The sequence below is a fragment of the Planctomycetia bacterium genome (genome assembly GCA_015075745.1).
GTDB lineage: Bacteria > Planctomycetota > Phycisphaerae > UBA1845 > UTPLA1 > UTPLA1.
The window spans coordinates 487,047-513,353 of the sequence record JABTTW010000001.1 but is presented as its reverse complement, the minus strand read 5'-3'; the positions used below and the strand labels follow the sequence as shown (position 1 = coordinate 513,353).

At 62.4% G+C, this 26,307-nt stretch carries 17 protein-coding genes; 14 read left to right on the top strand and 3 right to left on the bottom strand.

Annotated elements, in window-relative coordinates:
- The first annotated feature begins 31 nt into the window (after positions 1-31).
- The 3 genes from HS101_02020 to HS101_02010 all read left to right on the top strand — a co-directional run bounded on the left by HS101_02020 (position 32) and on the right by HS101_02010 (position 4,953).
- Positions 32-1,252, top strand: a complete 1,221-nt coding sequence (locus HS101_02020) for a homogentisate 1,2-dioxygenase (GenBank protein ID MBE7505042.1) — start codon at positions 32-34, stop codon at positions 1,250-1,252.
- Between the two features lie 682 nt (positions 1,253-1,934).
- Positions 1,935-3,725, top strand: coding sequence for a hypothetical protein (locus tag HS101_02015; protein ID MBE7505041.1), 1,791 nt, complete (start codon positions 1,935-1,937; stop codon positions 3,723-3,725).
- 595 nt (positions 3,726-4,320) lie between these two features.
- A complete protein-coding gene (locus HS101_02010) occupies positions 4,321-4,953 on the top strand; it encodes a molybdenum cofactor guanylyltransferase (protein MBE7505040.1) in 633 nt (210 codons plus the stop codon).
- A gap of 12 nt (positions 4,954-4,965) precedes the next feature.
- Here the strand turns inward: HS101_02010 and HS101_02005 are convergent, their stop codons facing one another.
- From HS101_02005 to HS101_01995, 3 genes are all read right to left on the bottom strand, one after another.
- Positions 4,966-5,796, bottom strand: a complete 831-nt coding sequence (locus HS101_02005; protein MBE7505039.1) for a trypsin-like peptidase domain-containing protein — start codon at positions 5,794-5,796, stop codon at positions 4,966-4,968.
- 81 nt (positions 5,797-5,877) lie between these two features.
- Positions 5,878-8,013, bottom strand: coding sequence for a PDZ domain-containing protein (locus HS101_02000; protein ID MBE7505038.1), 2,136 nt, complete (start codon positions 8,011-8,013; stop codon positions 5,878-5,880).
- 157 nt (positions 8,014-8,170) lie between these two features.
- Positions 8,171-11,632: an AAA family ATPase gene (locus tag HS101_01995; protein ID MBE7505037.1), complete on the bottom strand. Its 3,462-nt coding sequence runs from the start codon at positions 11,630-11,632 to the stop codon at positions 8,171-8,173.
- A 425-nt stretch (positions 11,633-12,057) separates the two neighbouring features.
- On the opposite strand from HS101_01995, the gene HS101_01990 reads away from it, so the two are divergent.
- The 11 genes from HS101_01990 (at position 12,058) to HS101_01940 (ending at position 26,063) form a co-directional block, all read left to right on the top strand.
- Complete coding sequence (locus tag HS101_01990) at positions 12,058-12,846, top strand: polysaccharide biosynthesis/export family protein (protein ID MBE7505036.1); 789 nt, start codon at positions 12,058-12,060, stop codon at positions 12,844-12,846.
- A 65-nt stretch (positions 12,847-12,911) separates the two neighbouring features.
- Positions 12,912-14,612, top strand: a complete 1,701-nt coding sequence (locus tag HS101_01985; GenBank protein ID MBE7505035.1) for a hypothetical protein — start codon at positions 12,912-12,914, stop codon at positions 14,610-14,612.
- A gap of 102 nt (positions 14,613-14,714) precedes the next feature.
- Entirely contained in the window at positions 14,715-15,698 is a 984-nt protein-coding gene (locus tag HS101_01980; GenBank protein ID MBE7505034.1) for a CpsD/CapB family tyrosine-protein kinase, read from the top strand.
- A complete protein-coding gene (locus HS101_01975) occupies positions 15,641-16,786 on the top strand; it encodes a FemAB family PEP-CTERM system-associated protein (GenBank protein ID MBE7505033.1) in 1,146 nt (381 codons plus the stop codon). Before HS101_01980 ends, HS101_01975 begins: the two co-directional genes overlap by 58 nt.
- 25 nt (positions 16,787-16,811) lie before the next feature.
- Positions 16,812-18,212: a TIGR03087 family PEP-CTERM/XrtA system glycosyltransferase gene (locus HS101_01970; GenBank protein MBE7505032.1), complete on the top strand. Its 1,401-nt coding sequence runs from the start codon at positions 16,812-16,814 to the stop codon at positions 18,210-18,212.
- A 112-nt stretch (positions 18,213-18,324) separates the two neighbouring features.
- The gene (locus HS101_01965; protein MBE7505031.1) at positions 18,325-19,866 is read left to right on the top strand and encodes a glycosyltransferase; all 1,542 of its coding nucleotides are present in this window, start codon (positions 18,325-18,327) and stop codon (positions 19,864-19,866) included.
- Entirely contained in the window at positions 19,863-20,876 is a 1,014-nt protein-coding gene (locus HS101_01960) for a polysaccharide deacetylase family protein (protein ID MBE7505030.1), read from the top strand. Before HS101_01965 ends, HS101_01960 begins: the two co-directional genes overlap by 4 nt.
- Entirely contained in the window at positions 20,828-21,862 is a 1,035-nt protein-coding gene (locus tag HS101_01955; protein MBE7505029.1) for a hypothetical protein, read from the top strand. The genes HS101_01960 and HS101_01955 overlap by 49 nt, the downstream gene beginning before the upstream one ends.
- Positions 21,863-21,914: 52 nt before the next feature.
- The gene (locus tag HS101_01950; GenBank protein MBE7505028.1) at positions 21,915-23,276 is read left to right on the top strand and encodes a glycosyltransferase; all 1,362 of its coding nucleotides are present in this window, start codon (positions 21,915-21,917) and stop codon (positions 23,274-23,276) included.
- Positions 23,273-24,592, top strand: a complete 1,320-nt coding sequence (locus HS101_01945) for a glycosyltransferase family 4 protein (GenBank protein ID MBE7505027.1) — start codon at positions 23,273-23,275, stop codon at positions 24,590-24,592. The genes HS101_01950 and HS101_01945 overlap by 4 nt, the downstream gene beginning before the upstream one ends.
- Positions 24,593-24,647: 55 nt before the next feature.
- Entirely contained in the window at positions 24,648-26,063 is a 1,416-nt protein-coding gene (locus tag HS101_01940; protein ID MBE7505026.1) for an O-antigen ligase family protein, read from the top strand.
- Positions 26,064-26,307: the final 244 nt, after the last annotated feature.

Here is a 26,307-nt window from a genome sequence, read left to right as displayed (position 1 = left end):
CAAATAAAAAAACTTCCGCGGGAGCCACCTCATGATCCAGTACGTCGCAATGGGCAAGATTCCCCCCAAGCCCCACACCACCCACTACGAAGACGGCAAGCTCCTCATGGAGCACTGCCACACCCGCGAGGGCTTCGAAGGCGCCTTCTCCATCCTCTACTACCGCACCCCGCCCACCGACGAGAACGCCGTCGAGAAGCTCGCCATCCCCGGCTTCTGCCCCTTCGAGCCCCTCGCCGAGCAGCCGCTTTACCGTCGCCACATCAAGACCCAGGACATGAAGCTCAAGGGCGACTTCCTCGATGCCCGCCGCGTCCTGCTTTTTAACAACGACGTCCAGATCAGCATGGTCAAGCCCACCGAGATGAGCCCGCGCTTCTTCTCCAACGGCGACGGCGACGAGCTCTACTTCGTCAACCGCGGCAAGGGCCGCATCGAGACCCTCTTCGGCGTCCTGCCCTTCAAGGACCGCGACTATCTGCTCATCCCGCGCTCCACCCCGTACCGCATCCACTGGGATGGGCCCGATCCCGACTTCCTCGTCTTCGAGGGTCGCGGCTTCATTGATGTCCCCAAGGAGTGGCGCAACCGTCACGGCCAGATCACCATGTACGCCCCGTACTCCCATCGCGACTTCCACGGCCCCACCGAACTGCTCAAGTACGACGCAGCCCAGCACGGCACCGGCACCTTCCGCCTCGTCGTCAAGCGCGACGACGTGCTCACCGTCCACCTGCACAAGCACTTTCCGTTCGAGGTCGTCGGCTGGGACGGCACCGTCTACCCCGTCGCCTTCAACATTCACGACTACCAGCCCAAGACTAGCACGATCCACCTCCCGCCGACCATCCACCTCACCTTCGCCGGCAACGACTTCGTCGTATGCAGCTTCGTCCCGCGCAAGGTGGACTATTTCGATCGCGGCGAGAGCAAAGCCATCCCCTGCCCCTACGGCCACGCCAGCGTCCACATGGACGAGATTCTGTTTTACGTCGCCGGCAACTTCACCAGCCGCCGCGGCATCGACAGCGGCTCCATCAGCCTCCACCCCGCCGGCATCCCCCACGGCCCGCACCCAGGCACCTACGAGAAGAGCGTCGGCCACGACCGCACCAGCGAGCTGGCCGTCATGTGCGACACCTACAAACTGCTGCGACTCACGAAGGTGGCCCACGAGTTGGAAGACAAGGACTACCACCTCACCTGGCTAAGCAAAGAATCCGGCGGCCCCGACGCCCCCGGCGCGCGCTAAGGCGACAAGCCCGCGCCCCAATACCAGCCCGAAGCGCGAGGCCAGGGCGTCGCGGCGCGATGCCTTGATCCGAGCCGCGCGCGTAAGCAAGCGGTGCCGCAAAGCCCAATCGCGCACGACGCCGTAGCGCAAACATGCGCGGAAGTCGCGGAAACCGACGGCGAAATAACGCGACAATAGATTCACCCCTCCCCCGCGCCCCCAAGCCCACGGATACCAAGCCCACGGATACCAATCCGCGGGTTTTCTCATTGTTTACCTCGCATCGCGCCCTCCCATACCAGCCCGAAGCGCAAAGCGAGGGCGAAACTCAGCCACCCTACGCCCCCGCGCAACCAACCTCGTACCGAATCATCGCCAATTCCCCCCCAGCCCCGTTCACGGGTCTTCCCCGCAGGGCCGTGAGCCCAGTCTTTCAGGCCTGGGCGACCAGTGCCTCACCTATGGCACCCTCTCGCGCTCCCAAGCCCACGGATACCAATCCGTGGGCTCAACATCCGATCACCTCGCCTCGCCCCCACCCCACCAGCCCGAAGCGCAGGCGAGAGCAGTTGCAGAGTTGCCTTGGCTCCCGATTGACATACCGGGTAGTTTGCGTCCATTGCAGTTCGCACTTTGCAGGTGTACAATAGCCGGAATCGATAGGGCTGGGGACAAGGCTCACGTTCACAATTCTGGATTGATGAAGGAGGATTCGACTGTGCCTAATTGTTTACTTGCGAAGGTCAAAGGAACTCAAATCGAAGTTAATCGCAGTGAACTGCATATTCAGACGGTCGCTAATCCACCTTTCAGGGGTATGGATGTGCAAAGGGCAAGGGTTCGAGTCGTCTCGCAATTGTGGACCGCGGTTCTATCGACTTCTCTTGCACTTCTTGTCGGCGCCAAAGTACACGCTGATCAAGGTTACACTTTTAATAAAGTCGTTCTTTCAGGGGAGACGGCGGCCGGGATTGCAGGCGGGCTGACCTTTGATGGTTTCGGTTTCCCACTGATTGACAGCGCCGGACGAGTTGCATTTCGCGGATATGTGTCAGGGCCGGGAGTTGATTCATCAAACAACGAAGGACTATGGCACGGCGAAGCGAACTCGCTTGATCTTATTGTTCGTGAAGGATTTGATGCTCCACTCGTAGAGTCGGGGACGAGGTTGCGATTGATCGGGCCGGTATACTACTTGGGATCTGATGGTACTGTTGCATTCAATGGTGCCATGGAGGGCCCTGACATGCCTTCAACCGGCGCAATCGGGATGTGGGGCTGGAATTCGAATAATGTTCGAATAGTTGCAAGAACGGGCACGCTCGCGCCCGGGCTTGACGAGGGCGAGCGATTTCGATCAATCGGAACGGCGAAATTCTCCGTTGCATCCGATGGCGGCGTCAGCTTTTGGTCCGCGCTTGGTAATGCAGCGGGCGTGCCCTATTTTGATCACGACAGCGTCTGGACTGAGCGCGGCGGTTCTCCTGAGCTCCTGGCTCGGGAGGGAGACGCGGTGCCCGAAGTTTCCCCAAGTGCGACCGTGTCCGGGCTGACCTTTATAGGTTCTTCGAAGACCGGAACGCCTACGAGGGTATTTCATGGTTCGATGAAAGGCGGAATCTTGGGTGGTGGCTTTGACTATGGACTTTGGGTTGAGTCGAATTCATCCATGTCCTTAGTTGCATATACCGGCATGCCCGCGCCTGGATTTCAAGATGGGAGATTGCTTGGCAACATCTTGACAAGTGCTTTTGCCGTAAACAGCTCCGGTCAAACGGCGTTCACAGGATTTGCCGGTGACCCTAATGGGGCACAGAATAGCTTCATGGTTTATGCCGGCTCACAAGACGCTTTGCGGTTTATTGCGCAAGATGGCGACCAAGCACCGGGAACTTTACCGGGAGTTCGCTTCGATGCAATGTACAGCAATAACTTGCAGTCATTGCCAATCAGTGAGTCGGGCCGAACGGCGTTCAAAACAAGTCTCATCGGCCCTGGGGTCAACTTGTTCACAAACAGCCGTGCAGTGTATTCTGAAGGATTTGGAACACTGGACTTAGTGGCGCGGGCGGGCAATCAAGCCCCTGGCGCTCCCGACGGCGCACTCTTCGATCGCTTTAACACAATCGACATGCTCGCAAGTGGTCAGTTGATTTTTGGGGCGAGTCTGCGGGGGACAGGCGTAACAACGGAGAACAGCAATGGAATCTGGGTCCAGAACCCAATGGGAGAACTGCTGAAGCTGGTTCGGCAGGGCGATGTCATTGAGGTTGGGTCGGGTGACTTTCGTACGGTGGCATTCTTTAATTTTGCCTTTGGCCAGTCGGTCAATGAGCTTGGCGACATAGCAATTGAGATGAGATTTGCAGACAACACTTCGGGCGTATTCGTGACGCGAGTTCCTGAACCGGCGAGTGCGCTACTGATCGCTGCCGCGTCGTTGGTATACCGAAGACGCCGATGGCGAGGCTCTTCAGCGGATCGAATCTAGAGCACGCCATACTCGCCAATCCTTGAGTGTTCATCCGTATCGGCCGCGAAGAAGCCCTTCGAGGGGGTGACACCGGGCCAATCTGATTTTCGCTCCACCTTTTACCCTTCCGATTTCTCTCGCCGCGCCTCATCCGCGCGAACGATGAGCAAGGATCAAGCTATGAGATTCTATAGCTGGAGACCATTCCACCACCCCGGAAGAAGGCAGCGTCCGATGTCACCGCTACCAAAAACCTCTACCCCAAGCCCGACACCCCATACCTACAGCCTAAAGCCTAAAGCCTATCGCCTACACCCTCGCGCCTCACATCGTTTCCACCAAAAACCACGCAAACCGCGAACAGCCCCAACCCATGCCCGCCACAAGAGTTGCAAACGAAAAAAATCGCGTGTGTCACTATATGTCACCTTCCATTTTGCAGCACTTGCGCGCGACCAACGAAGCGGCTTGCCGTTTGGCGACGGACCACCAGCAATCCCGCCGCCCGCGCCATCAAAGCCCCCGTCTTCACCCTGGACCCCTCAGCCCCTTTGGATCGAAAACGCCCGCGCCGCTCCCCGCTAAAATGACCCACCCGACAAAAAGGCAAACCATGAACCGCAGCACAATCAACGCCGCAATCCTCATCGGCGGCCAAAGCTCCCGAATGGGCGAACCCAAACCCGCCCTCCTCCTGGACGGCCGCCCGCTCCTCGAACTCGCCGTCGACCAAATCGCCCCGCTGGCCAGCCGCATCGCCCTCGTCGGCCGCATGGATGACGCCACCCGCGCCGCGGCAAATCGCCTCGCGAACTCGCAAAAAAAAATCACCACCCTCGAAGACGACCCCGCCTTCGCCGGCCCCCTCGCCGGAATCCTCAGCGCCCTCTCATCGGCCCCGGATGCAAACTGGCTCGTCCTTTCCTGCGACATGCCGGCGATGTCGAGCAAAGCGATGGCCTGGCTGCTCGATCACCACGATCCCGCCCACCGCGCAACAGTCGCCCGGCGCAGCGCAGCCGACGACATCGAGCCATTCCCCGCCGTCTATCGCGCTGGCATCGTGGAACAAATAAGATCGTCCGCCGTCGATTGCGGCGGCTCGCTGCGTCGTGTGTTGTCAAAGCTGGGAGCCGTCGCCGTGACGATTCCCGATGATTTGGAACCCTGCTGGCAAAACTGCAACACGCCGCAGGAGTGGCAGGCATTCCTCTCCGAAAGGCGGCGGCAAAATGAAACCGACTAGCGCAGCCCGCGCCTACTCGCGCTCGCCGTCGTCCTTCTTCTCCGACGGCTTCGTCGTCTCCGCGTCCGCGTCGGCGTCGTCCTCCTCTTCCTCGTCCTTCGCCGCTTCCAGCGCCCGCGCCGTCGCCTTCGCCACCTGCGCCGTCGGCAGGATCAGCCCGCCGCCGATGTCGCGCCCGATCGACATGAACGCCATCGGGTTCGCCTGGAACTCCTCATCTTCCGGCAGTTGCAGCGAGACGATGCCCACCAGCTTGCCATCGGCGGTCAGCACAGGCTGCCCCGCGTCCAGCGACAATCCCGCCGGCACCAGCAGATCGCGCGGCTTCTTCGCCCGACCGGCAAGTCGACCGTCGCTGATGATCGGCGTCCGGTCAAAGAACTTCGCCATCCGCCGCAGCGCGTACAGTCGATCGCCGATCTTCGGTTCGCCCGGGTCCGCCAGGTTCATGAATTCAAACGTCTTCTCGCCCGGCTCCTTGATCTGCACCCATGCAAGGTCCAGTTCCGTATCGCGCGCCAGCACCTTCGCCGGCAGCCCGTCGATGTCGTCGCCGATCAGCACCTTGATGTCCGTCGGCGTCGCGCTGCCGAATCGCCGCGGCGCGCCGAGCTTCGAGTTGGCGCAGAGGATCAGCCCCTTCGCATCGATCATGATGCCGGTGATCTCCGTCTCGCTCTCCCGCTTCCCGAACTGCCCCTCCATGCGCAAAAGGAACTTGACCGTGACCAGGGCCGAGGATTTGCTCTCGGTCAGCCGTCGATACACGTCGGCCTCATCATCCGCGATGGCAGGCACGGCGAAAGTAATGCACAGGAGGAAGAGGAATGTCTGACGAATCACGTGCGTGTCTCCTTGCCCGGTCGGTTCACCAGGCGATTTCGTGGTCCAGCGGCCGCCGCTCATTCGATTCCGTAAGGTCGATCAATTCGCATCCGGCTTCTTCTCGTCGCCGAGCTGCGGCTTCCACTCCGGCTCGACAAACTGAAACCGCGTCGAAGCCCCTCGCAGCACAACGAAGACCACGCGCTTGGGCTGCTCTTCGCTGATCTTCTTCATCTCTCGGCGGTAACTCTTGAGCCCCTTAATGGGCTTACCGTTGATCTGCTGAATGAGGTCGTCCGACTCCAGCCCGCCGAGGCTCGCCCATCCCGCATCCTCGACCATCTCGACGATCACGCCCTTGGTATCAACGCTCCATCGGTTGTCGTCCCGGTCGAAGAAGGTGATCTCGCGCACCGTCATCTCAAAGTCGCGATTGCGATCCTTCCGCGCCTCCGCCGGCGCGATCCGCGTCCGCTCCAGTTCGACGGTAATCTCCATCTTCTTATCGCCACGAAGCACCGTGAGCTTCGCCTCGCTGTCGGTGTCCAGCTTGCGAAGCTGCCGATTGAAAAGCCCCGCATCCTGCATCCCCCGCGGCCGAAGCGGTTGCCCGTTCAGCGCAAGGATGATATCGCCCGTCTGCAACTGCGAGTGCGCCGCGCGCGTGTTGGGATAGACGCGCGTCACCCGATACCCCAGATCGTCCGGATGCCCCAGCTGCTTGGCCAGCTTGTCGATAACCGGTTGAGTCGCAATGCCGATCCACGCCTTCGGCACCTCGCGCGGCGGGTCCTCGTCATCCTCCGGCTTCGGCTTCAGCAGCGTCACTTGATTCTTACCGCTGCGATCGAACTCGATCAGCAGATACTCCGGCAGTGGGCTCGTCGCCATAATGCTCTTGTACCGCTCGACCAGCGCGGCAAGGTTCTCAATCGGCTGGTCATCAATCTTGCGAATCACGTCGCCATAAGACAGCGGCGGCTCCGCAAGCTGCGCCGGTCCGCCGGATCGCACGCTGCTGACAATCGCACCGGTCGTGCTGTCCAGCCGCCGCTCGCGGGCCATGCGATCGGTGATCTCTTCCACCGTGAGTCCCCACGCGCGAAGCGCCGTCTCATCACCGCGATCCTTCTCCAGTCGCGTCGTGACAACCTCGGCCTCGGCCTCCTTACCGTCGCGCTCGTACGCGATGCGCACGGTCGCCCCGATCGGATATTCGGCGAGCCGCTTCATCGTCATGGGAATCTCTTCGGCGAATCGAACGGTGATCTCTTCGCCGTCGAGCCGGACGATCACGTCGCCGGCCTTGATGCCGGCCTTCGCCGCGGGCGAATCATCGACGACAGAATTAACCAGCACGCCGTGCTGGAAGCCGGTCTTCTCGATGGGCTTAAGCGCAATGCCCAGCCAGCTTCGCTCAACTTCACCATGCTTGATCAGTAGATCGGCGACCGACTTGGCCAGATTGGACGGAATGGCAAAGCCGATCGCGTTGCCGCCCAGTTCGTTGATGCCGACGATCTCCCCCTTCAGATTCACCAGCGGACCGCCGCTGTTGCCGGGGTGAATCAGGGCGTCATGCTGAATCCACCGCGTAAAGAGTCCAGTCCTCTGACCGCTCTCCAGCTCCATCTCCTCAAGGTCGTTCTGATCGTGCCCGGAGAAGACGCGCTGCGTGTTCGAGACGATGCCCAGCGTGACGCTGCGCGACAAGGCCAGCGGCGACCCCATCGCCATGACCTGATCCCCGACACGTAGATCGTCAGAGTCTCCAAACGCCGCGACGGGCAAAGAGTCCTTGGGCGTCTTCAATTTCGTGAGATCAAGCTGAATCACCGCAAGATCGGTCAGCGGATCCTCGCCGACGAGTCGCGCGGGAATCTCCTGCTTGTCCGCCAAAGTGCAGCGAAATTTCTTTCCATTGTCCGTGACATGCTGATTGGTAATGACATATCCGTCGGGCGAAATGATCGTGCCGCTGCCGACCGCCGTTCCCTTGTGTTCCTTGCCGTCCCAGTAATTCACCGTGACGACGTTGATGTTGACCAGGGCGGGAAAGACCTTGTCACGGGCCGACTCGATCAGCGTCCGAATGCCCTCGCGCAGCGCATCGGCATCGGGCACGGGTGTCGGACCATCGGCACCTGTCCGGGCCGCAATGAGCGTCAGCGGAAGCAGGACGAGAAGGCCGTAGCGCGCGACGGCGCGAAGCGAAAAAGCGGCGGCGATGGGCATGTGGCGATCCTTTTTCAAACGGGTGACTCGGCGAGCGACCCCGGGAGAGTAGCTGGCTGGCAATGAGTGTTGTCGAATCGGGCAATATCGGCAAGGGCCCGCACTTTCGCAGGGCCCCCGCGCAGGGCGAACGTGTCCGCGTGTCCGGTTTGCGTCGTCAGGATGCCTTGGTCAGGATGGTCTGGTCGATGCGATCGGCCGTCTGCGCCGGGGGCGTCTCCTGAGCCTCCTCCCGACCGAGGGTCTCCCGAAGCCACTCGTTGAGCTTCTTGTTCTTGGAGACGATCTCACCGAGGGTGACATTGTTCGGCTGCGCCGGAGCGGCAGGCGACTGGGGCCTTTGGCCGACGGGAGCAGGTCGCGGGGCGGCCGTTTGAGCCGCCGGACGGGGGGCGGTGGCGGCGGCCCGGGCCTTGGATGGCAAGGCGGGTACGACCTGTTTGGGGTTGAGCTGCTCGGTCAGCACCGTGCGGAGGTTTTCCATCTCGCGCGGCAGGACGCTGCTGCAAAGGTCGTCGGCCTGGTCGAGCCGGCTTCGGATCTGCTGAATCTTCGCCTTGGCCTCGAGCGAGCCGTAAAGCTGCCGGACGATGCCGACGAGCTGCCCGACGCGTGAAGTCTGCTGGCGGAGCAGTTCCATCTTCTCATCGGAGAGGCCGATCACGTCCTTGGCCGTGTCGATGGACGTTTCGATTTCACCGCGGCTCTTCTCAAGTCGCTGAACAATCTGCGCCGTGCTCTTCGAGAGCTGCGCCAATGCAGCGGCCCGCTTGCACGCCTCCTCGATCTGTTGGGCCGGCATGTCGAGAAGTTCCTGCGTGTGCTTGGCAACCTGCTGCCCGCGCTGGAGAAGTTCGTCGGTCTTCGACTGCGTCTCTTCGTGGATGCGCGTCAGTCGATCGACCACCTTGGCCGAGTCGATGCGCGCTTCGGTAAGCTGGAGACGAGTGATCTGCACCTGCTCCCGGGTCTGCTCGCCTTCCTTCATGGCTCGCAGGCGCAGGTCGCGCACCTCATTGGTGATGGTCTGAGCGGCTTCATCGGCCTTGCGCAGCATTTCCTCCGCCTGCTTGGTAATGGCCTGTGCATTCGCGCGGGCCTCGGCGAGAGTCTTGTCGCTGCGCTCCGTCAGATTGACGGCGATGGTCTGCGAGCGATTGAGTAGATCGCTGATCTTGTCTGTCTGCTGAGCGGACTCGCGCCGGGCCGCTTCCAGCCGCCCGTCGAAGTCCTTGACCACCTTTTCGACCTGGCTTTGCACGTCATCGCCCGTCTTGACGAGGTCGCCTCGCAGCGACGACGCCCGATCGGTCATCTGTAGCAGGGCGACGCGCACTTCGGAGAGGCTCGCCTGACCGCGCTCGCGCACCTCGTCGGCGGCCTGATGGGCCTCGTTGATGGCGCCTTCGAGCTTGACGCGGGCCTGTTGCAGCCGCTCGGCCAGATCGGCCGCGACGGCGCGAGACTGAGAGCGGATGAGGTCGGCCTGCTGAAGGGCCTCGCCGATGCGCGATTCGAACTGCTGCCGTGCTGCCGCCACCTGTGTGCGCAGATCGCGTTCGAGCGAGCTCGCACTCTGCTTGAAGGCCTTGTTTTCCTCGCGAGACTGGGCGATGAGCGAGCCGACCTCAGTTCTGGCCTCTTCGAGAGACTTCTTGGTGTCGTTGGCGAAGGCGCCGAGATCGTTGCGAATGGCCTCCGCCTTCAGCGATAGTTCGCCGGTCGAGCTTCGCGATTCTTCGATGGCCCGGCGTGTGGCTTGGTTAAGGTTGTCGAGTTCGGCACGGACGGCGTCGGCTTTGCGGGCAAGCTCCGCTAGTTCCAACTGAGTGCCGCGAACCTGCGCGACCTGCGTCGGCTGCGAAGCGGAGACTTCCTCGATCTCCTTCTTGACGTCCTGCGCCCGCGCTCTGGCAGCCTGCGCTTCGGCCTGCGCCTCTTCTGCGCGCTTCTTGGCCTCCTCCGCCGCGGCGAGGGCCTCCTGCAAGACCCCGGCGGCCTTCTGACGAATCTGCCGGGCGTGGGTCATGCCCGCCTTTTCCTCTGTGACCAGTTTGCTCAGGCTGAGCTTCTGCGCGTGGGTATATGCGTGCAGCTCCTGAAGCGCCTGGCGAATCTGACGCTGCACGATGACGTTCTGCTTCTCGGTCTTCTCAGTCGTCTCGGTCAGTTGCCGCTGGAGCGATTCCGCCGCCTCGCGAGCCTCAGCGCGAAGCGTCTCCGACTCCGACTTCGTTTCGCGAAGGACGTTGGCCGCCTCGCGCAGCGACTCACTCGTCTGACTGCGAATCTGCCGCGCCGCTTCCAACTCGGCCTTCTCGGCGGCGAGTAATTCAGAAACCTGCTGCTTGAGCGCGGCGTGCTGCCGCTCGGTCCTCTCCAGGGTTGTGTCGATTCTCTGGCGCTCCTGGTCGGACTCAATGTCCTTCCTGCGGCGAAGCTCATCGGCCTGCTTCACCGCCTCACGTGCTGCGTTCTGTGTCTCCTCCAGCACCACGAGCGCCTCAGCGCGGATTCGCCGCACCGCATCCAACTCTTCGGCCCCCTGTCGAGGTCGCTGCTCGGCGAGCTTGCGTACCTCGTCGATCTCCGCGAGTCGAGATTCCGAACTCTCCAATCGCTCGGCCATCTTGCGCATCGTCCGATCCATCGTTCGGATGCGTTCCTCAAGGGCCTCCTGATGTTGAATCAACTCTGCCCGGGCAATGGTGTCGGCCGCCGTCGTAGCCGGCTGGGCGGACGTGCTGGAAACTCCGAGCGCCTGTCGGGCATAAACCCCCTGCGGGACCTGGGCGACAGTAGGCGCGCCTTTGGCAATCAACTGCTCGACGATCTCCTCAACGAGCGATTCGCTGACCTCACGCGTGGACTTGGTGTACGCCGCGAGCATCGCGTTGTCGCAGATCTGATTGATCAGTCGGGGAACACCCTCTGAATGCCGGTAGACGGCGTCGATGGCCCCGCTGCTGAACACTTCCCGCTTCTCATCCAGACCGGCGACGCGAAGCCGGTGATTGATATAGCCCGCGGTAACGTCCCGACTCATGGCGGTGAGGTGAAAGCTGCGGAACATGCGCTGCTCGAGCTGCTTCATCGCGGGAGCGCGAAAGGTCTGTTGCAACTCAGGTTGCCCGAGGATGAGCACCTGGAGAAGCTTTGCGTCGTCGGCTTCGAGATTGCCCAGTAGCCGAAGTTCCTCAAACGACTCGAGCGGCAGATTCTGAGCCTCGTCGAGAATGACCACGGCCAGGCGATTGCGCGAGTACTGCTCCAGCAGAAAGTGCTCCAGCGCCCCGGTAATGTCAGTGATGGTCGCGTCCGGAGAGATGGCGATTTCAAATTCGCGGCAGACTGCGGTGAGCAGGTCTCGCGGTCCCAGCCGGGTGTTGGTGATGACGGCGGTGCGCGCCGATGGACCGAGCCGGTTTAAAAGCAGCCGACTGAGCAGCGTCTTTCCCGCGCCGACTTCCCCGGTGACGAGTGCAAAGCCCTTGCGCTCCTGGGCGGCGTACAACAGCGAGGCCAGCGCCTCTTCGTGATCCGGGGTCTCATAGAAGAACCGGGGATCCGGCGTATTGTTGAACGGCAGGAGGTTGAGACCGAAGAAATCGAAATACATACCTGGCTCCTCGATGGCGCAAGACAGCGCGGGACGTTCGATGCCGTGCTGCGGGCCGCGGCGTGCGGACGTCGTCGGGCGATATGCGCCTGTGCATTTGTTATCGGAAGCGTGGCAGAATCCGCTTAGCGGCGGCGGCGATAACTTTTCGGCAGAAATTGCCCCTCTCACCTTGCGGCCGAAATCTGCCGCATCGATTCTCCGTCGAGCGCGCAAATCGAACTCGGACGCGCAGACTCTGCGTGACTGAGAATCTCCGGCGAATGCCGCTCGATGCCGCCTTCTGATTATTCGGCCGCTAAGTGATGACGTTTGGGAGGGTCATATATTGAGTCGCTCCCCGCCCGACCCGATAAGCCGTCCGGCGAAAAGTCCGCCGCGGTCAGGCCCGATAGCCCGACCGGATACGAAACAGGACCCGAATCATGCCTGACAAACTCAACAATCGGACGATCGACGTAGTGCGGATGCTCGGCACGGTCTGCGGACTCGTCGGCCTCACCTTGTGCGGCGCCTGTGGGCCGAGCGAAAAGGAAATCAAGGCCTTCGTTCACGAATGGGAGGCCTCGGTCTCGGCTTCCGACTATGAAGTTCAGCCGCCGGACTCATTGGAAATCAGTTCGTCCAATGCGCTGGAAATCGACGGTGAAATTCAAACGGTTCGCCAGGACGGCAAGATCACCATGCGCCTACTGGGTGAGGTCAAGGTCGCCGGACTGACCCCCGTGGAAATCGCCCGAAAGGTCGAGTCGCTCCTGCGCCGCTATTACCTGGAGCCCCAGGTGAGCGTGCGCGTCAGCTCGGCGGGGAGCAAGCGATATTACGTGTTTGGGCAGGTAGCGCGGGAAGGGGCGTTCCAGTATACGGGCCGAGATACGCTGCTGGGGGCGCTGGCCCTGGCGAATCCGAATTTCACTGCCGCAAAAGAGATGATCAAAGTCATTCGACCCAGCCACGAGGAAGACAAGCGCCAGGTGCTGACGATCGACGCCTATCGAATGCTCGAGCAGGGCAGGATGGAGCAGAATGTGCTCCTGCAGGAGGGCGACATCATCTACGTGCCGCCGACGGTGCTCGGCTGGATCGGTCTGAGGTTCCAGGAAATCCTGTATCCGATTCAGCCGGTGTTGCAGACCTACAGTGCGCCGGCCGGTATCGCCTCGTCGAACCAAACCTATCGGAACGCCAACAACGACACCAACAACGTCAATTGAGCGCGAGAATATTCCGGGTCGCTTCGCGGCGGTTCGGTGAGGCCTGACCGAGGAGTTTCGAAACCATGCAACATCACATTGACGAATTCTCCGTCTCGGACATTCGACATACGCTCGGCGAAGTCTGGCGCGTCGTCACGAATCGTCGATGGCACTTCGTTCTGCCCTTCTTCGCCGTCGGGACGATTGCGCTGATCGCCTCGTTCTGGGCGCCGCGCAAATACACGGCGACGACGATCATCAAGCGCGAGCACGACCCCGTCCTGGCCAGCATGATGGGTAAGAGCTGGACCGAGCCCTACGCCGAAATCCGCCAGCGAATGGCCGCCGATATCTCGAACACCACCTTTGTGTCGGACGTGCTCTCGGACATGGACAATCCGGCTGCATCCGCGATCGCCGCGGCCACGGATGACCGCGCCGGCGCGCCGTCCCCCTTGCAAACCGGGTCCGTCCGGCTGACCAAGGAAGTCTCCACCGGCCTGAAGGTCGTGACCCTTGAGTCGTCGCCGAACCGGGATGTCATCGAGATCAGACTCACCATGTCCGAGCCGACCCGCGCCGCGAAGATTCTGGCCGCCTGTCGCGATCGATACATGGAGATCACGCGCAAGCGCGCCTCGGAGGTGCTCAACGACGTGCAGCGTTTCTTCACCGCCGAGTCGGAGCGCTGCCGGTCAAAGCTCCGCGGCCTTGAAAAGCAGATCATCGAAATGGAGGCGACCTACCCGGGGATCGACCCGTCGAAACCGGATGCGTCGCAATCTGGGCAGGCCGCGCTCGTCGTCGAGCGAATCGAGATCGGCCGCAAGCAGGACGAACTGACGGCTCGGCGACTGCGCCTGCAGGCGATGGTCGACGGCCAGTGCGTCGACGATGTCGGGCCGCGAACATTGCCGTCGGAAATGATCGGTACGGTTCGAAATCCCCGGATATCCGAGCTTGAGGCCGAGCTGGCGAAATTGCAGCAGGAGCTCCACGAGAGCCGCAGCGTTCGCCTGATGACCGAGGAGCATCCGACCGTCCTTCGACTGGTCAAGACGATCAAGCTTCGCGAAGAGGAACTGGCGGCGACGCCGTCGATGATTCCGGAGACCGGAACCAACGATGCCAGGATGACGGGCGTCGAAGGGCTCACCGAGGTGCAGCGCGCCGCGATCAAGCTGGAAAACACGGACGCGGAGATCATGGCCAATGCCAATCGGCTGGAGGAGATCAAACGACTCACCGCCGAGATCGATCGCCGTCGCATCGAGACGGCCGACCATCGCGAGGCCTATCTCAAGCTCTGTCAGCAGTCCAACCAGTTGCGCGAGGAACTCAACGGATGGCACGCCAACCTGGGTCCGATCGGCCACGTCCTCGCCATTGAAAACAGCAATCGCGGGATTCACTTCTCGACGCTTCAGGATGCCGTCCTCAACCCGAAGCCGACTTCGCCGAACGGCATCATCGTCATGGCGATTTGCCTGGCCATCGGCGCCGGCGTCGGGGTCTTGATCCTGCTGTTGGCGGAGCTCCTCGATCGATCCTTCCAGACGGTCCGGCAGTTGAATACCTCGCTCGGCATTCCGGTGATCGAGAGCATTGATGAGATACTGACGGAACCTGCGCGTCGTCGGCTGATTTTGCGTCGGTTTGTGATGCTGCCGGCCGTGACGATGGCGATGGGCCTCACCATGAGCGTTGTCGGGACCATGGCCTATCTGAGCCTGGAGCACCCTGAAAGCTACGAGAGGATGCGACGGCTCGTCGGCCTGGGATGACGATAGATAAGGGTCGCTGCGCCAAAATGTAAAAGGCACGGATTGACGGGCCAGTAAGCGGATCAGCCTTTCGGTCGACGGCTGATCGCCGGTGAGAGAACAATGGGACACATCGCGGAAGCACTCAAGCGAGCCCGACAGGAGCGCGAGGACCAGTTGCGCCTCGGCGAAGCTCCGCACGTCCGGCCGCTTGCCGAGCCGCGCCCGGATCGACCGGTTGATTCCTTTGCTCCGCAGTTGATCGAACTGCCGGGTGAGTCTCGTCCGCCCGGTGCCGTCGAAAGCGATCGCACGGACAAAGGCCCTCGTCGGTTAGCAGATCTTCTAAGACCCGGTTTGACCCGCCTGCGCGACCATGCCTCCGACGAGTCGATGGCCGCCATCGCGCCGCCCGTGCAGTGGGACGTCGAAGCCCCGCTGGTCACGCTCCGCGAGCGAAGCTCGTCAATCGCCGAGCAGTATCGCGCCATCCGAACCTGGCTCCTGTGTCGCGTGAAGCCTCGGGACCGAACGTGCTTGTGCATCACCAGCAGCATTCCGGGCGAGGGCAAGACCGTCACAGTCGCGAATCTCGCCGTGGCGATGTCGGAGATCCGCCGAATGCGCGTGCTGGCCCTGGATTGCGATCTTCGCCAGGGGGCTCTGGCCGGTCTGTTCAAGCTGTCGCGCTCGCCGGGCTTCACGGATGTCCTGTCAGGAGAGGCGACGCTCGATGAGGCGATCGTCCAGACGCCGATTCCCAACCTCTGCATCCTGCCCGCCGGACGTCTCAAGGACGCCAATCCTGCCGAATTATTGAATTCAGCGGCGGCGGCCCGCATCTTTGACGAGGTCCGCGACAGATTTCACTACACACTCGTCGATACACCCCCGGTACAGAGCGTTTCAGACGTGGGCGTGATCGGTGCGCTGTGCACGGGTCTGGTCATGGTCGTGCGGATGCACAAGACGGCATCGCACATGGTTCGGCAGTCGATCACATGGCTTCAGTCGAACAATCTCAACGTGATGGGGTGCGTGGCGACAGGTTGCAGCCTCAAGGACGCGACCTATTCCTACCGATCCGGGGAATACCCGGAGACGTAAGACGCCCAGTCGATGCGCCCGCCGGCCTGCGCGGTCTTCGTTCATCTCCTCCTATTCAAGTAGCCGAGCTGAGCAGTCTGGATGAACCCGCCTGGGAGTCGTTCGTCGCGGACCAGCCCGAGGCGACATTCTTTCACGAGCTATCCTGGCGCGACGCGGTCGCCCGGACTTTCGGACACACCCCGCACTATCTCGCGGCAATGCGCGGCCCGGCGATCGTCGGCGTCCTCCCCTTATTTGAAGTCAACAGCATATTGGCCGGACGGCTCTTGCTGAGCATGCCGTACGCAACCTATGGCGGCGTATTGTCGGCAGACGAAGATGCGCGCGAACCGCTCCTCCGCCACGCGAAATCGTTAACGACAGGTCTGTCCGCCCGCTGCCTGGAACTGCGATCGATGCAGGCCGCCGACCCGTCCCTCCCGGTTCACGCGACACACGCCACGTTTATTCGTGCCCTGCCCGAAACGGTCGACGAGATCGAGACCTACCTGCCCCGAAAAGCGCGTGCCAGCGCCCGCCGTGCCGCCGAGCAGAATGAGTTAAGCGTTGAATTCGGTCTACATGCGATGGATGAAGTCTGGCGGCTCTACGCCCGCTCGATGCGCCGTCTGGGGTCGCCCAATTATCCGCTGCGTTTCTTCGAAGCCATCGCCTCCGCGGCCCCGGGTCGCGTCCTGGTGCAGGTCGTTCGCTGCAAGGGCAGGCCGGTTGCAAGCCTGGTTAGTTTCCTGCACCGACGAACCGTCATGCCCTATTTTGTCGGTCTCGATGAGCGCGTGGAGATTTACGGCCTCTCGCACTATCTCTACCGCGAGTCCATGCGCTGGGGCGTCGCCAACGGTTTCGACACCTTCGACTTCGGCCGCAGTCGCATCGACAACACAGGCCCCTTCGAGTTCAAACGCCTGTGCGGCTTCGAGCCGCGGCTCCTCTCCTATCAGCGATACATCCCCGAAGGCGGCCACGCGCCCGACTTGTCCCCGGCATCGTCTCGATGGGCACTTGCTCGCCGGTTGTGGCGAAAACTGCCGATTTGGGCGACCGGTCCGCTCGGTGGATGGCTGGCCAAATCCATTCCCGGCTAAGAGCCGATGGAAATGGGTGGAAACCATGACCAGCCGTCGCCGCAAAATCCTCTTTCTCACCCACCGTGTGCCTTTTCCTCCCGACAAGGGGGACAAGATTCGCACGTTTCATCAGCTCGATCACCTCGCCGTCGATCACGACGTCTACTGCGCATGCTTCATCGATCATCCCGACGATCGCGTTCACGCCATCGCCCTCCAGCGCTGGTGCAAGGGCGTCTTCACCGTGGAGTGGCGACCGCACCGGGGCATGCTTCGCGCGGTAAGGGCCCTCGCCGGAGATCGCGCGCTTTCCGAGGCCGCCTACGATGATCCGCGCATGCATCAACAGATCGACGCCTGGTCGTCCTCCATCGAGTTCGACGCGGTGGTCGCCTTCTCCGCCTGCATGGCCCCCTATGCCCGCCGCGCAAGAGCGCGGCGTCGCGTCCTGGATCTGTGTGATTCCGACAGCGCCAAGTGGCAGGAGTACGCTGCCTACTCGCACTTCCCGATGTTCGCCATTTATGCCCTCGAGGCCCGCCGACTGCGCGCGCTGGAACTGGCCTGCATCGAGGAGTTCGACGCAACAGCCGTCATCTCTGAGCGAGAGCGCCGTACGCTCGATCCGACTGGAACATCCCCGCGCCTGCACGTGATCGCCAACGGCGTCGATCTTCCCTATGCATTGCCTCCCCAGGCCTCGCGGCAGGGGCCCGTCGTCAGCTTCGTGGGGGAGATGTCCTATCGACCCAATCGCGACGGCATGACCTGGTTCATGCATACCGCATGGCCGCAAGTTCGCGCCCGCGTCAGGGATGCGCAGTTGATGATCGTCGGACGAAATCCACCCGCCGACATCGTGCGCCTGGCGAAGATGCCCGGCGTCACGGTGACCGGCGAAGTGCCGGAGGTCCGTCGCTACCTCGCCTCAAGTCGCGTGGTCATCGCCCCGTTGAGAATCGCTCGGGGAATGCCCAACAAGGTGCTGGAGGCGATGGCCATGCAGCGGCCCGTCGTGGCGACCTCATCCGTAGCCCAATGCCTGGACGTCGAGCCCGGTCGCCAAGTGCTGATCGCCGACGAGCCGACGGCGTTCGCATCGCAGGTAGTTCGGCTCCTCGAATCGGAATGCCTGTGCGATCGTGTCGCCGAATCCGGATATCGCCACGCGGCAGGGCGTCACAGTTGGTCGGACACCATGCGCCAATACGAGCAGCTTCTCTTTCCCTCGCAGCGGCCGGCGCAAGGCAAATCGAACAAGTCCGACCGAGAAGCGCAATTCGTGCGCAATCAAAACACTCCAGTCGCAAATCGCCCCGCGACTCCCTTTCGCAGCGATTTCGGCAGGCCCATTCAAACCCTCACCGGTAAGCCCTACTCAGCGGCAGCCGCCGGCTTCGCTCCAAGTGATTGGCCGTCATCGCGGGCGCAAAAACTGCTCTGAAACAGCCGGCCCACCGTGTACCTATTAGCGCTTGAGTAGGGGTCTTGCACGCTCGATAGATCATTATCGCACCCGCGGCGCGGGTGCCCGCAGCGAAGCATGGAGTCCTGCTTTGGACGAGGCGACATTGCATCTGGCCGAACGACCCACCGCGAAGGCGGCCGCAGGATCGGTCACCACCTGGCCAATGGGGCCTCACTCCACGATGCCCGTCGACCTCGACGAGTCCATCCGTGGCAAGCACCATGGTGCAAATGACGACCGGGGTGATAGCGGCCGACCCGCACGCAAGGTGCTGGTGATCGCCAGTCGCTTCCCGCCCGTGGCCTCGGTCGGCGCGATTCGCGTTCGCAAATTCGTAAAATACCTCCCGCAGTTTAACTGGAAGCCCGTCGTCATCACCGGCGCGGCGCGCTCCGCCCGCATCTCGCGACACGACGCCCGCCGCGCGGCCGACCCTTTGAGCCTCCAGGATATCCCCGCCGACGTACCGGTTCATCGCCTCAGCCCCATCCCCGACAACTGGCCGGGCTTCGCCAGTCGCAGCCTCTCAGGCTTCCTCGCGGGCATCACCGGTCGCATCGGCGCCGACGAGACATGGTGGCGCGGCGTCCTGAAGTGGCGAATCGAGAAGCTGCACGACAAGCTCACCTTTCCCGATCGGGGAATCTGGCGATTGCCTTCCGCTGTGCGATTAGCGCGGCGCCTTCATCGGGAACATCGCTTCGACGCGGTCTTCTCCACCGGCATGCCCTTCAGCGATCACCTCATCGGGCTGGTCGTGTCGTCGATCATTCGCAAGCCGTGGATCGCGGACTTCCGTGACCCGTGGGTCGAATACATTCACTGGCGACAATGGGAGGACGGACTCGGCCGCCTGCTGACGAAATGGTCGGAGTCCGCCGTGATATCCCGCGCCGCCGCGGTCATCAGCGTCAACGATCACATGACCCGCCGCTTTAAGGATCGATACGCCGCCCACGTCCGAAAATTCAACACCATCGAAAACGGCTATGACCCCGACGACTTCGCGGCCGCGACCGACCAGCCCCCGGGCAAACGATTCCGCCTTCTCCACGCCGGTTCACTTTACGAGACGCGCAGCCCGATGAATCTTCTGACGGCCTGGCGACGTTACATCACCGAAACCCCCGGCGCCGCCGAACACGCACAATTGGAATTCGCCGGTCGGGCCGGCGTCTTTCGAGACGAGCTGACCAACCCGGCGGATCGCGGAACCATCGTATATCACGGCGTGCTCCCGCATGCGGAGGCCCTGGCGGCCATGTCTTCGGCCGATGTAAATCTCATCATGCTGCCCGACTTGCCGGGCAGTGAAGGCGACACCACCGCGAAGATGTACGAATGCATCGGAGCGGGCAGGGCTATTCTCGCCACCGTGCCGCGCACCGGCGCGGCTGCGGCGGAGCTGGGCCGCCACGACGGCGTCTGGCTCGTCTCGCCCAAGGATATTGACGGAATCCATCGCGCGATCTGCGACCTTTATCGTCGATGGTTATCGGGAACGCTTCAGGTCCGGCGTGCGAAGGACTTGTTGAACTCAGTCACGCGGCGACGCCAGTCCGAACAGCTCGCCGAGTTGTTTAATCGCGTCGCACCGCGCAGGGGAATCAGGCGGGAGGTAATCTCGTGAGTCGCTGGCTGGCAAGAACGGAATTTGACACCTGGACCGGGCAGTGGCTTCGTCGCATCCGGCGTCGCTACAACGAGCAGTGCATCAACGTCGTCGCCTATCACGGCATCTCCCCGCGCGATTCCATCTTCACCGCCGGCACCACGCTGCGGCACGACCCCACCGAGTTCGAGCGGCAGATGGACTATCTGGCGGACAACTTCAACCTCATGAGCCTGGAGGCGATGGTGGACGCCATGGAACGCGGTGAGTCGCTTCGCCGCGCCGTCGCAGTCACGATTGATGACGGCATGGCAGACTCCGCAAGTTTCGCCGTCCCGATTCTCGTGCGAAGGCGAATACCCGCGACCCTCTTCGTCGTCACCTCCGTTGTCGGCAATGATGACCTGATGTGGCAGCACAAGCTCACCTGGCTCCAATCCCAGGGCCTGGGCGAAAAAGTCGTGGAGGCCATGGCCGCCGAGGGCTACCCGCCCATTCTGGAAAGCCAAAGCGTCGACGAATACGCCCGTCAGCACTACAGAGCCGACCTGCCCGAAATCCTGGAGACATTGATCCGCGCCACCGGCTCAACCGGTCCGGCCATCGCCGCCAAGGCCCGCCCCTACATCGAGCGCGAGGACCTGGCGACTTTCAATCCCGAGTTGATCCACATCGGCAACCACACGCACTCGCACGCCATCATGGCGAACCTCGACGAGTCGGCCCAGCGAAACGAATTGCAGACCGCGCGCGATGCGATCCGCGATCTCACCGGACGCATGCCCTTCGCCGTGGCCTATCCCTTCGGCCTCAAGCGCCACTTCAATGCAATCTCGCGGCGGCTCGTCGCCGAGACAGGACATCGCGCGGCAGTGGACATGCGCCGCCGCCTGAATCTCCCCGGCGTCGACGCCTTCAACATCAGCCGAAAGCCCGCGCCCTGCGGCTCACAGCAACAGTTCGAGCAGGCCATCGAAGATTGGCCGGACAACGCGGCGATCGACTCCACGAACTCCGAGACCCGATGATCCACGGCAAGAAAAAATCACTCATGGTTGCGCCGTACCTCGGGGAGTTCGGCTGGGAATTGATGAACTGGCAGGCCAGGGTGCGCCGTCTTGCCCTCGCAGGTACGCACGATCGCGTCATCATCTGCGCGCCGCCGGATCGCCGGCCGCTCTATGCCGACTTGCCGCGGCATCGCAACGTCATCTTCTGCCCCATCGGGCGGATACCGCTTCCTGGCGAGGCGAGCGAAGATCATCGCATCGACGAGGCCGGTCGACCGATCGACGCGGATCAACTTAGGTCGCTCGCCGTCGGCGCCGCCATGGAATCCGCGAGCCGGCTCGGCCTCGCCGAACCTGACATGGACATCCTCTGTTCCAGCCATCGCTCGCAGTTGTGGTCCGTCCATTCCGGCGAGCAGCAGTTTGCCGAGCTGCGCTCCCATGAAAAGCTGACGACCGATGTCCTCCTGATCCCGCGGACGCGCCGCCTGGCGGCCGATCGCAATGCATCGCCCGACTGGTGGAACGACTTGGCCGACCGGCTGCGAAGTCGCCGCCTTCGAGTCAGCGTCTATGCCACCCCGATCAGCCGCGCCATCGCCCAGTTATCCGGCAGTCGCATCGCCGTGGGCGCATCGACCGGCGGCCTGCATCTAGCCAGCCTCTGCCGGTGTCCGCACTTCGTCTGGGGCAGCGGCGCAGAGATTCGCTGGACCCGCCTGGGCATCAGCAACCGACAAAGATATGAAACCCTCTGGAACCCCTTCGGCACGCCATGCATCTACGACGAATCCGGCTGGCAGCCCTCGATCGAACACGCCGAACAGGGAATCCTCCGGGCGCTCGATGAAATCGGGCTGAATTGTTCCGTCAGTCGGCCGGCGTGGAGCCTGCGGCCCAAGTGGCGCATCAAACGGCGCCTGGCCCGCCTGATCGAGGCGGTCGATGGCCGGACCATCTGGCCCTGGCGTTTGCGACAGATCGTGCGCGAGCGCCTGGTATGAGCCTCTGCGTGCGTTGAATAAATCGATAGCGAGTGACGTTTCCCTAATCCACATGCGAAACTTTCTACTCATCTCCTATCATTTCCCACCGCATGGCGGCAGCGGCGTACAGCGAGCCCTCAAGCTCGCCAAGTATCTGCCCGACAGCGACTGGCACGCCCACGTCGTCTGCGCAGCCCATCAGCACTATCCCGTGTCCGACGCCTCTCTTCGTGATGAGATCGGACCGGAAGCGTCCGTCTATCCGACCCTCGGTTGGGATGCCGGCTCGCTCGCGGCGCGCTTCGGCAGGCAGCTTGGACTCGTCTGGAAAAACCGCGAGGCAACTCATGCTTGGGAGAATCGCCTCTACTGGCGACTCGAACGATGGCAGGGAAGACTCCCGCTGCCCGAGCAGGAACTATCCTGGATTCCCTCGGCAATCGCCCGCGCTCGCGAAGTCGCACGACGATTTCCAATTGATGCCGTGGTCACGACCTCTCCGCCGAATGTGTCGCACTACATCGGTCGTCACCTCAAACGCCGCCTGGGCATGCCGTGGATCGCCGATCTGCGCGACCCGATCGTCGACAACTTCGCCGGCGATCCTGACGCCGGGCTCGAACAGCGTTTTCGACGCTCCATCGAGCGGATGATCCTGCACGGCGCCGATCGCGTCGTCGTGACCTGCCCGGAACTGGGGGACCGGCTCCACGAGCGTTACGCCGATCTGCCGGATACGAGAATCAGAATGATCCCCAACGGCTACGACTCCGCCGACATTCAGCTTGTCGCAGACGAGCCCGCCGATCGCGATCGATTCACCATGACCTACGTCGGCGCCTTCTATCGCCAGCAGACCATCGCTCCGATCCTCGACGGCCTTCGCCTTCTGCGGAGTGAAAGACCCGATGCAGCCGAGAAGCTGCGATTCAGGATCGTCGGCACCATGTCTGCGCCGCAGCGGGCACTCCTGAACGATGACGACGCCGCATTCATCAAGGTCGTCGGGTACAAACCGCACGCCGAAGCCATCAGCGAGATGTCCTCAGCCGATGCCCTCGTGCTCACCACGCCGGCCAACGAGGGCGGGCGCTACTGCATCCCGGCGAAAACTTTCGAGTACTTCGCCTTCGGTCGGCACATCGTCGCCGGCGTCCATCGCGGCACTGCGGTCGAAGATTGGCTTCGCCGCGCCGGTGATTGCACCATCGTCGCCGAGCCGACCGCCCATGCATGGAAGACGGCCATCGAAAGGGCGTTCGACGCATGGTCGAATGGGACCAGCGAAAAACCGCGCGACAAGGCATTCGTCGAGTCGTTTCGCCGCGACCGGCTGGCCGCCCAGTTTGCCGAACTGCTCGACGGCTGCGTCGACGGCCGCCCCCGGCTCAAGATCAGCCATCCAAGCGACGCGGAAGAGGCGGCGGCATGAAGATCGCCTGGCACATGCCGACCCTCCAGTCCCTCGGCTGCGGGCTCTCAAGACGAGCGATTGAATTTGCGAAGGGGTTCCTGCCTCGGCACGCAGTCTGTTTTTACGTCAGCGATAGCAAGACCAACATCACCGGCGACCGAATCGAAGGGATTCCCGTCGAGCGCGTACCCTGCGAATCCGCGACGCCTTTGCACTGGTCGCTTCAGGCGCTCTCCCGGCGAAAAAACGCCGCAAGGTGCGTCGCCTGCGTGCCGGAAAATAGCGACGTATTCATTTCCTGCCAGCCCGAGGCGGTGTCAGCCCGGCGGCAGTCATTTCCGCGGCAGGTGATCGTCTACGTCTGCGGCGGCACGACCTTGCTCCATGACGCGGCGGATCTCGCTCGTCAGGCGGGCGGCTCAACGTCGCGGCGTCTGGCCTTTCGTCTCGATCGCCGCTTCAAACGCGCCAGTGAGCGTCGCGCCTTCGAGTCCGCCAACGCCATCGTCTTCGACAGCCACCACACCCGCGAGCGCGTCATCCGCGAGTACCGCATTGACCCCGCGAAGTGTCACACCATTTACGGCGGCGTCGATCCCGACCAGTTCGCCCCGGCCGATGCAGCCGCGCGCGCCGCCGCAAGAGCTGCCCTGAAGATAGGCGCCGATGAATTTGTCGTCGCTTGGACCGGCCGATTGTCCCCCGAAAAAAATCTTGAGCTGCTCATCGACGCGGTCGCGCTCGCCGAGCCGAAGCCCGATCGTGCCCTGCTCATCGGCGACGGCCCGCTGCGCCTGCCGCTCGAAAGCCGGGTCGCCCAGAGCCGCCTCGAAGAAATCGTCCAATTGCCCGGCGCGCAGTCTGACGTTCGGCCGATCCTTCATGCCGCCGATGCGTTTGTATTCCCCTCGCGCGGCGAGTCGTTCGGCGGAGCCTTGGCCGAGGCGATGGCCTGTGGCCTGCCCTGCATCGCCGTCCGCCCGGATGGCAACACGACGCGCAACGCATCATTGGAGATTCTCGACGACGGCCAATGCGGCCTGCTGGTAGGGGACGATGCCCGGGAATTGTCGCAGGCCATCCACCGACTGCACAACGACGCCGATCTCCGTTTGAGACTGGGGGCCCTTGCCCGACGCCGCGCCGTCCAGCGATTTACCTGGCAGGCAGCCGGCGTGGAGCTGGCGAGTCTTCTGGAGGCCCTCCGCGGCGATCGACACGCCACTTCCGCATCCGCGACGCATCGCCCCGCAATGGCCAACGCGCAGAAAATGCCGAAGTTATGTGACCCCCTCGCCCGACCGATGGAGGTGGTGGGCAGGACGCCGCGATAATACGAGCTTCTGCGCTCGAGTCCGGCCGTCTTTCCCAGTCCATCGGAATGCGAACATGCGCTTTACCCTCTACGTGATGATGCTCTTGGCCATCCTGCCGCTGGTCATGCTGCGGCCGTTCTTCGGGCTCTGCATCTATTACGTCGTCTCGCTCCTTCAGCCGAAGCTGCTCTGCTGGCATCCCGATTTTCAGGACGCCATGCTCGTCGGCGTTCCGCTCATCGTCGGGGCCATATTGATCGGCATCCGGCGCAAGCAGGTCAGTCCGCGCAAGGAAGTTCTCTCCGGCAAAGTCGTCGGCCTCACCGAACGAGTTGTCCAGAGCTCGCTGATCGAACCCTCCTGGTTGCTGCTGACCTGCGCGCTGCTCTTTGTCTACATCTCGGTCACCCGGATCCTGGTGCCGCATTCCCTCGCCCACACGTCGTATCAGTACCGCGGGCTCCTCAAGATGCTCATCGTGATGGCCCTCGTCACCGGCATGGCCTCGGACTATCGCAGGCTCCGCGTCCTCTACATCGTGGTCGCCCTCTCGGTGGGCTTCTGGGCGATCAAGGGAGGCCTCAAGGTCATCGCCCTAGGCCCGCACCAGGTCTACGGAAAAACATACGACAACAACCTCTTCGCCCTCACCAGCGCCATGGTGCTGCCGATGGTCTTCTACTTCGGCATGTCGCTTCGCCGCGCGAAATGGCGAAATCTCCTCATGATCTGCTCGGTGCTCATCTGCCTTGGCATCATCGGTTCGCGTTCCCGTGCCGGATTCGTGGCCTTTGGTTTCGTCCTCGCCGGAATGGCCTGGTCCAGTCGGTATCGCGTTCGCGCCTTCATGGCGGTCTTCCTCGTCGTCATCGTGGCCTTTGCCGCGGCCGGCAACGAGATCGCCGATCGAATCGACTCCATCTTCGCCTACCAGTCGGACAGATCGGCACGCTCGCGATTCTGGACCTGGGAGGTGGCCCGCGAGCTTGTCGCCAGAAACCCGGTCATCGGCGTCGGATTCGCCAACTTCGAAGTCGCCAAGGAATCTCTCGACGGCGGCCAGAAAGCCGCCCACAACATCTACCTGCAAAATCTCGCTGAACTGGGCTTTCTCGGCCACCCCCTGTGGTTGCTGGTCGTGATCGGCTCGCTCGTCAGCTCATACCGATTCATGCGCTGGTCGAGGCGGCTCCCGCCCGACATGCGATGGGCCTATTATTGGTCGCGCGGCATCTGCCTCGGCATCTCGGCATTCTGCATCCACGGCCTCTTTCACAACGAAGAGTACCTCGAACTCATGTTCGTCCTCGTCGGTCTGCACATCGCCCTTCGCACCGCGACCCGTCGGGAGCTTGAGATGCGAAAGCTGCAATCCCTGCTTCCCGACAACCCGCGACTCGACAAGGCCCAAACGGCACCTCTACCACAGCCCATGCACCCGAGCCAATTGTTTGATCCCTTCCCCAGCGCCATCTCCTCCGCGTCTTGACAGCTTCAAAGTGAATTCGACCGCTGACGCGCAATTGCGCAGGTCGATTGCGCCCTGCTCATTGAGATGCCACGCGCGCAAAAAAAAAGCCGAGGCCTTTGAAGGCCCCGGCCTGGTGGGAAGACCGCTGATGGCACCCTTGGATGAATGCCGCAGCGGGTTGTGGGCAGGACAGACAGGATGCACTCTACGATCCCGTCAGCCCTACATTCGGTCCGATTTGCACGCCGCTTAATAATAAAAC

What these genes read in the sequence shown, in the direction of transcription:
- HS101_02020 (MBE7505042.1), top strand. Translation starts at nt 32, where the DNA reads ATGATCCAGTACGTCGCAATGGGCAAGATTCCCCCCAAGCCCCACACC.
- HS101_02015 (MBE7505041.1), top strand. Translation starts at nt 1,935, where the DNA reads ATGAAGGAGGATTCGACTGTGCCTAATTGTTTACTTGCGAAGGTCAAA.
- HS101_02010 (MBE7505040.1), top strand. Translation starts at nt 4,321, where the DNA reads ATGAACCGCAGCACAATCAACGCCGCAATCCTCATCGGCGGCCAAAGC.
- HS101_02000 (MBE7505038.1), bottom strand. Translation starts at nt 8,013, where the DNA reads ATGCCCATCGCCGCCGCTTTTTCGCTTCGCGCCGTCGCGCGCTACGGC.
- HS101_01995 (MBE7505037.1), bottom strand. Translation starts at nt 11,632, where the DNA reads ATGTATTTCGATTTCTTCGGTCTCAACCTCCTGCCGTTCAACAATACG.
- HS101_01990 (MBE7505036.1), top strand. Translation starts at nt 12,058, where the DNA reads ATGCCTGACAAACTCAACAATCGGACGATCGACGTAGTGCGGATGCTC.
- HS101_01985 (MBE7505035.1), top strand. Translation starts at nt 12,912, where the DNA reads ATGCAACATCACATTGACGAATTCTCCGTCTCGGACATTCGACATACG.
- HS101_01980 (MBE7505034.1), top strand. Translation starts at nt 14,715, where the DNA reads ATGGGACACATCGCGGAAGCACTCAAGCGAGCCCGACAGGAGCGCGAG.
- HS101_01970 (MBE7505032.1), top strand. Translation starts at nt 16,812, where the DNA reads ATGACCAGCCGTCGCCGCAAAATCCTCTTTCTCACCCACCGTGTGCCT.
- HS101_01950 (MBE7505028.1), top strand. Translation starts at nt 21,915, where the DNA reads ATGCGAAACTTTCTACTCATCTCCTATCATTTCCCACCGCATGGCGGC.
- HS101_01945 (MBE7505027.1), top strand. Translation starts at nt 23,273, where the DNA reads ATGAAGATCGCCTGGCACATGCCGACCCTCCAGTCCCTCGGCTGCGGG.
- HS101_01940 (MBE7505026.1), top strand. Translation starts at nt 24,648, where the DNA reads ATGCGCTTTACCCTCTACGTGATGATGCTCTTGGCCATCCTGCCGCTG.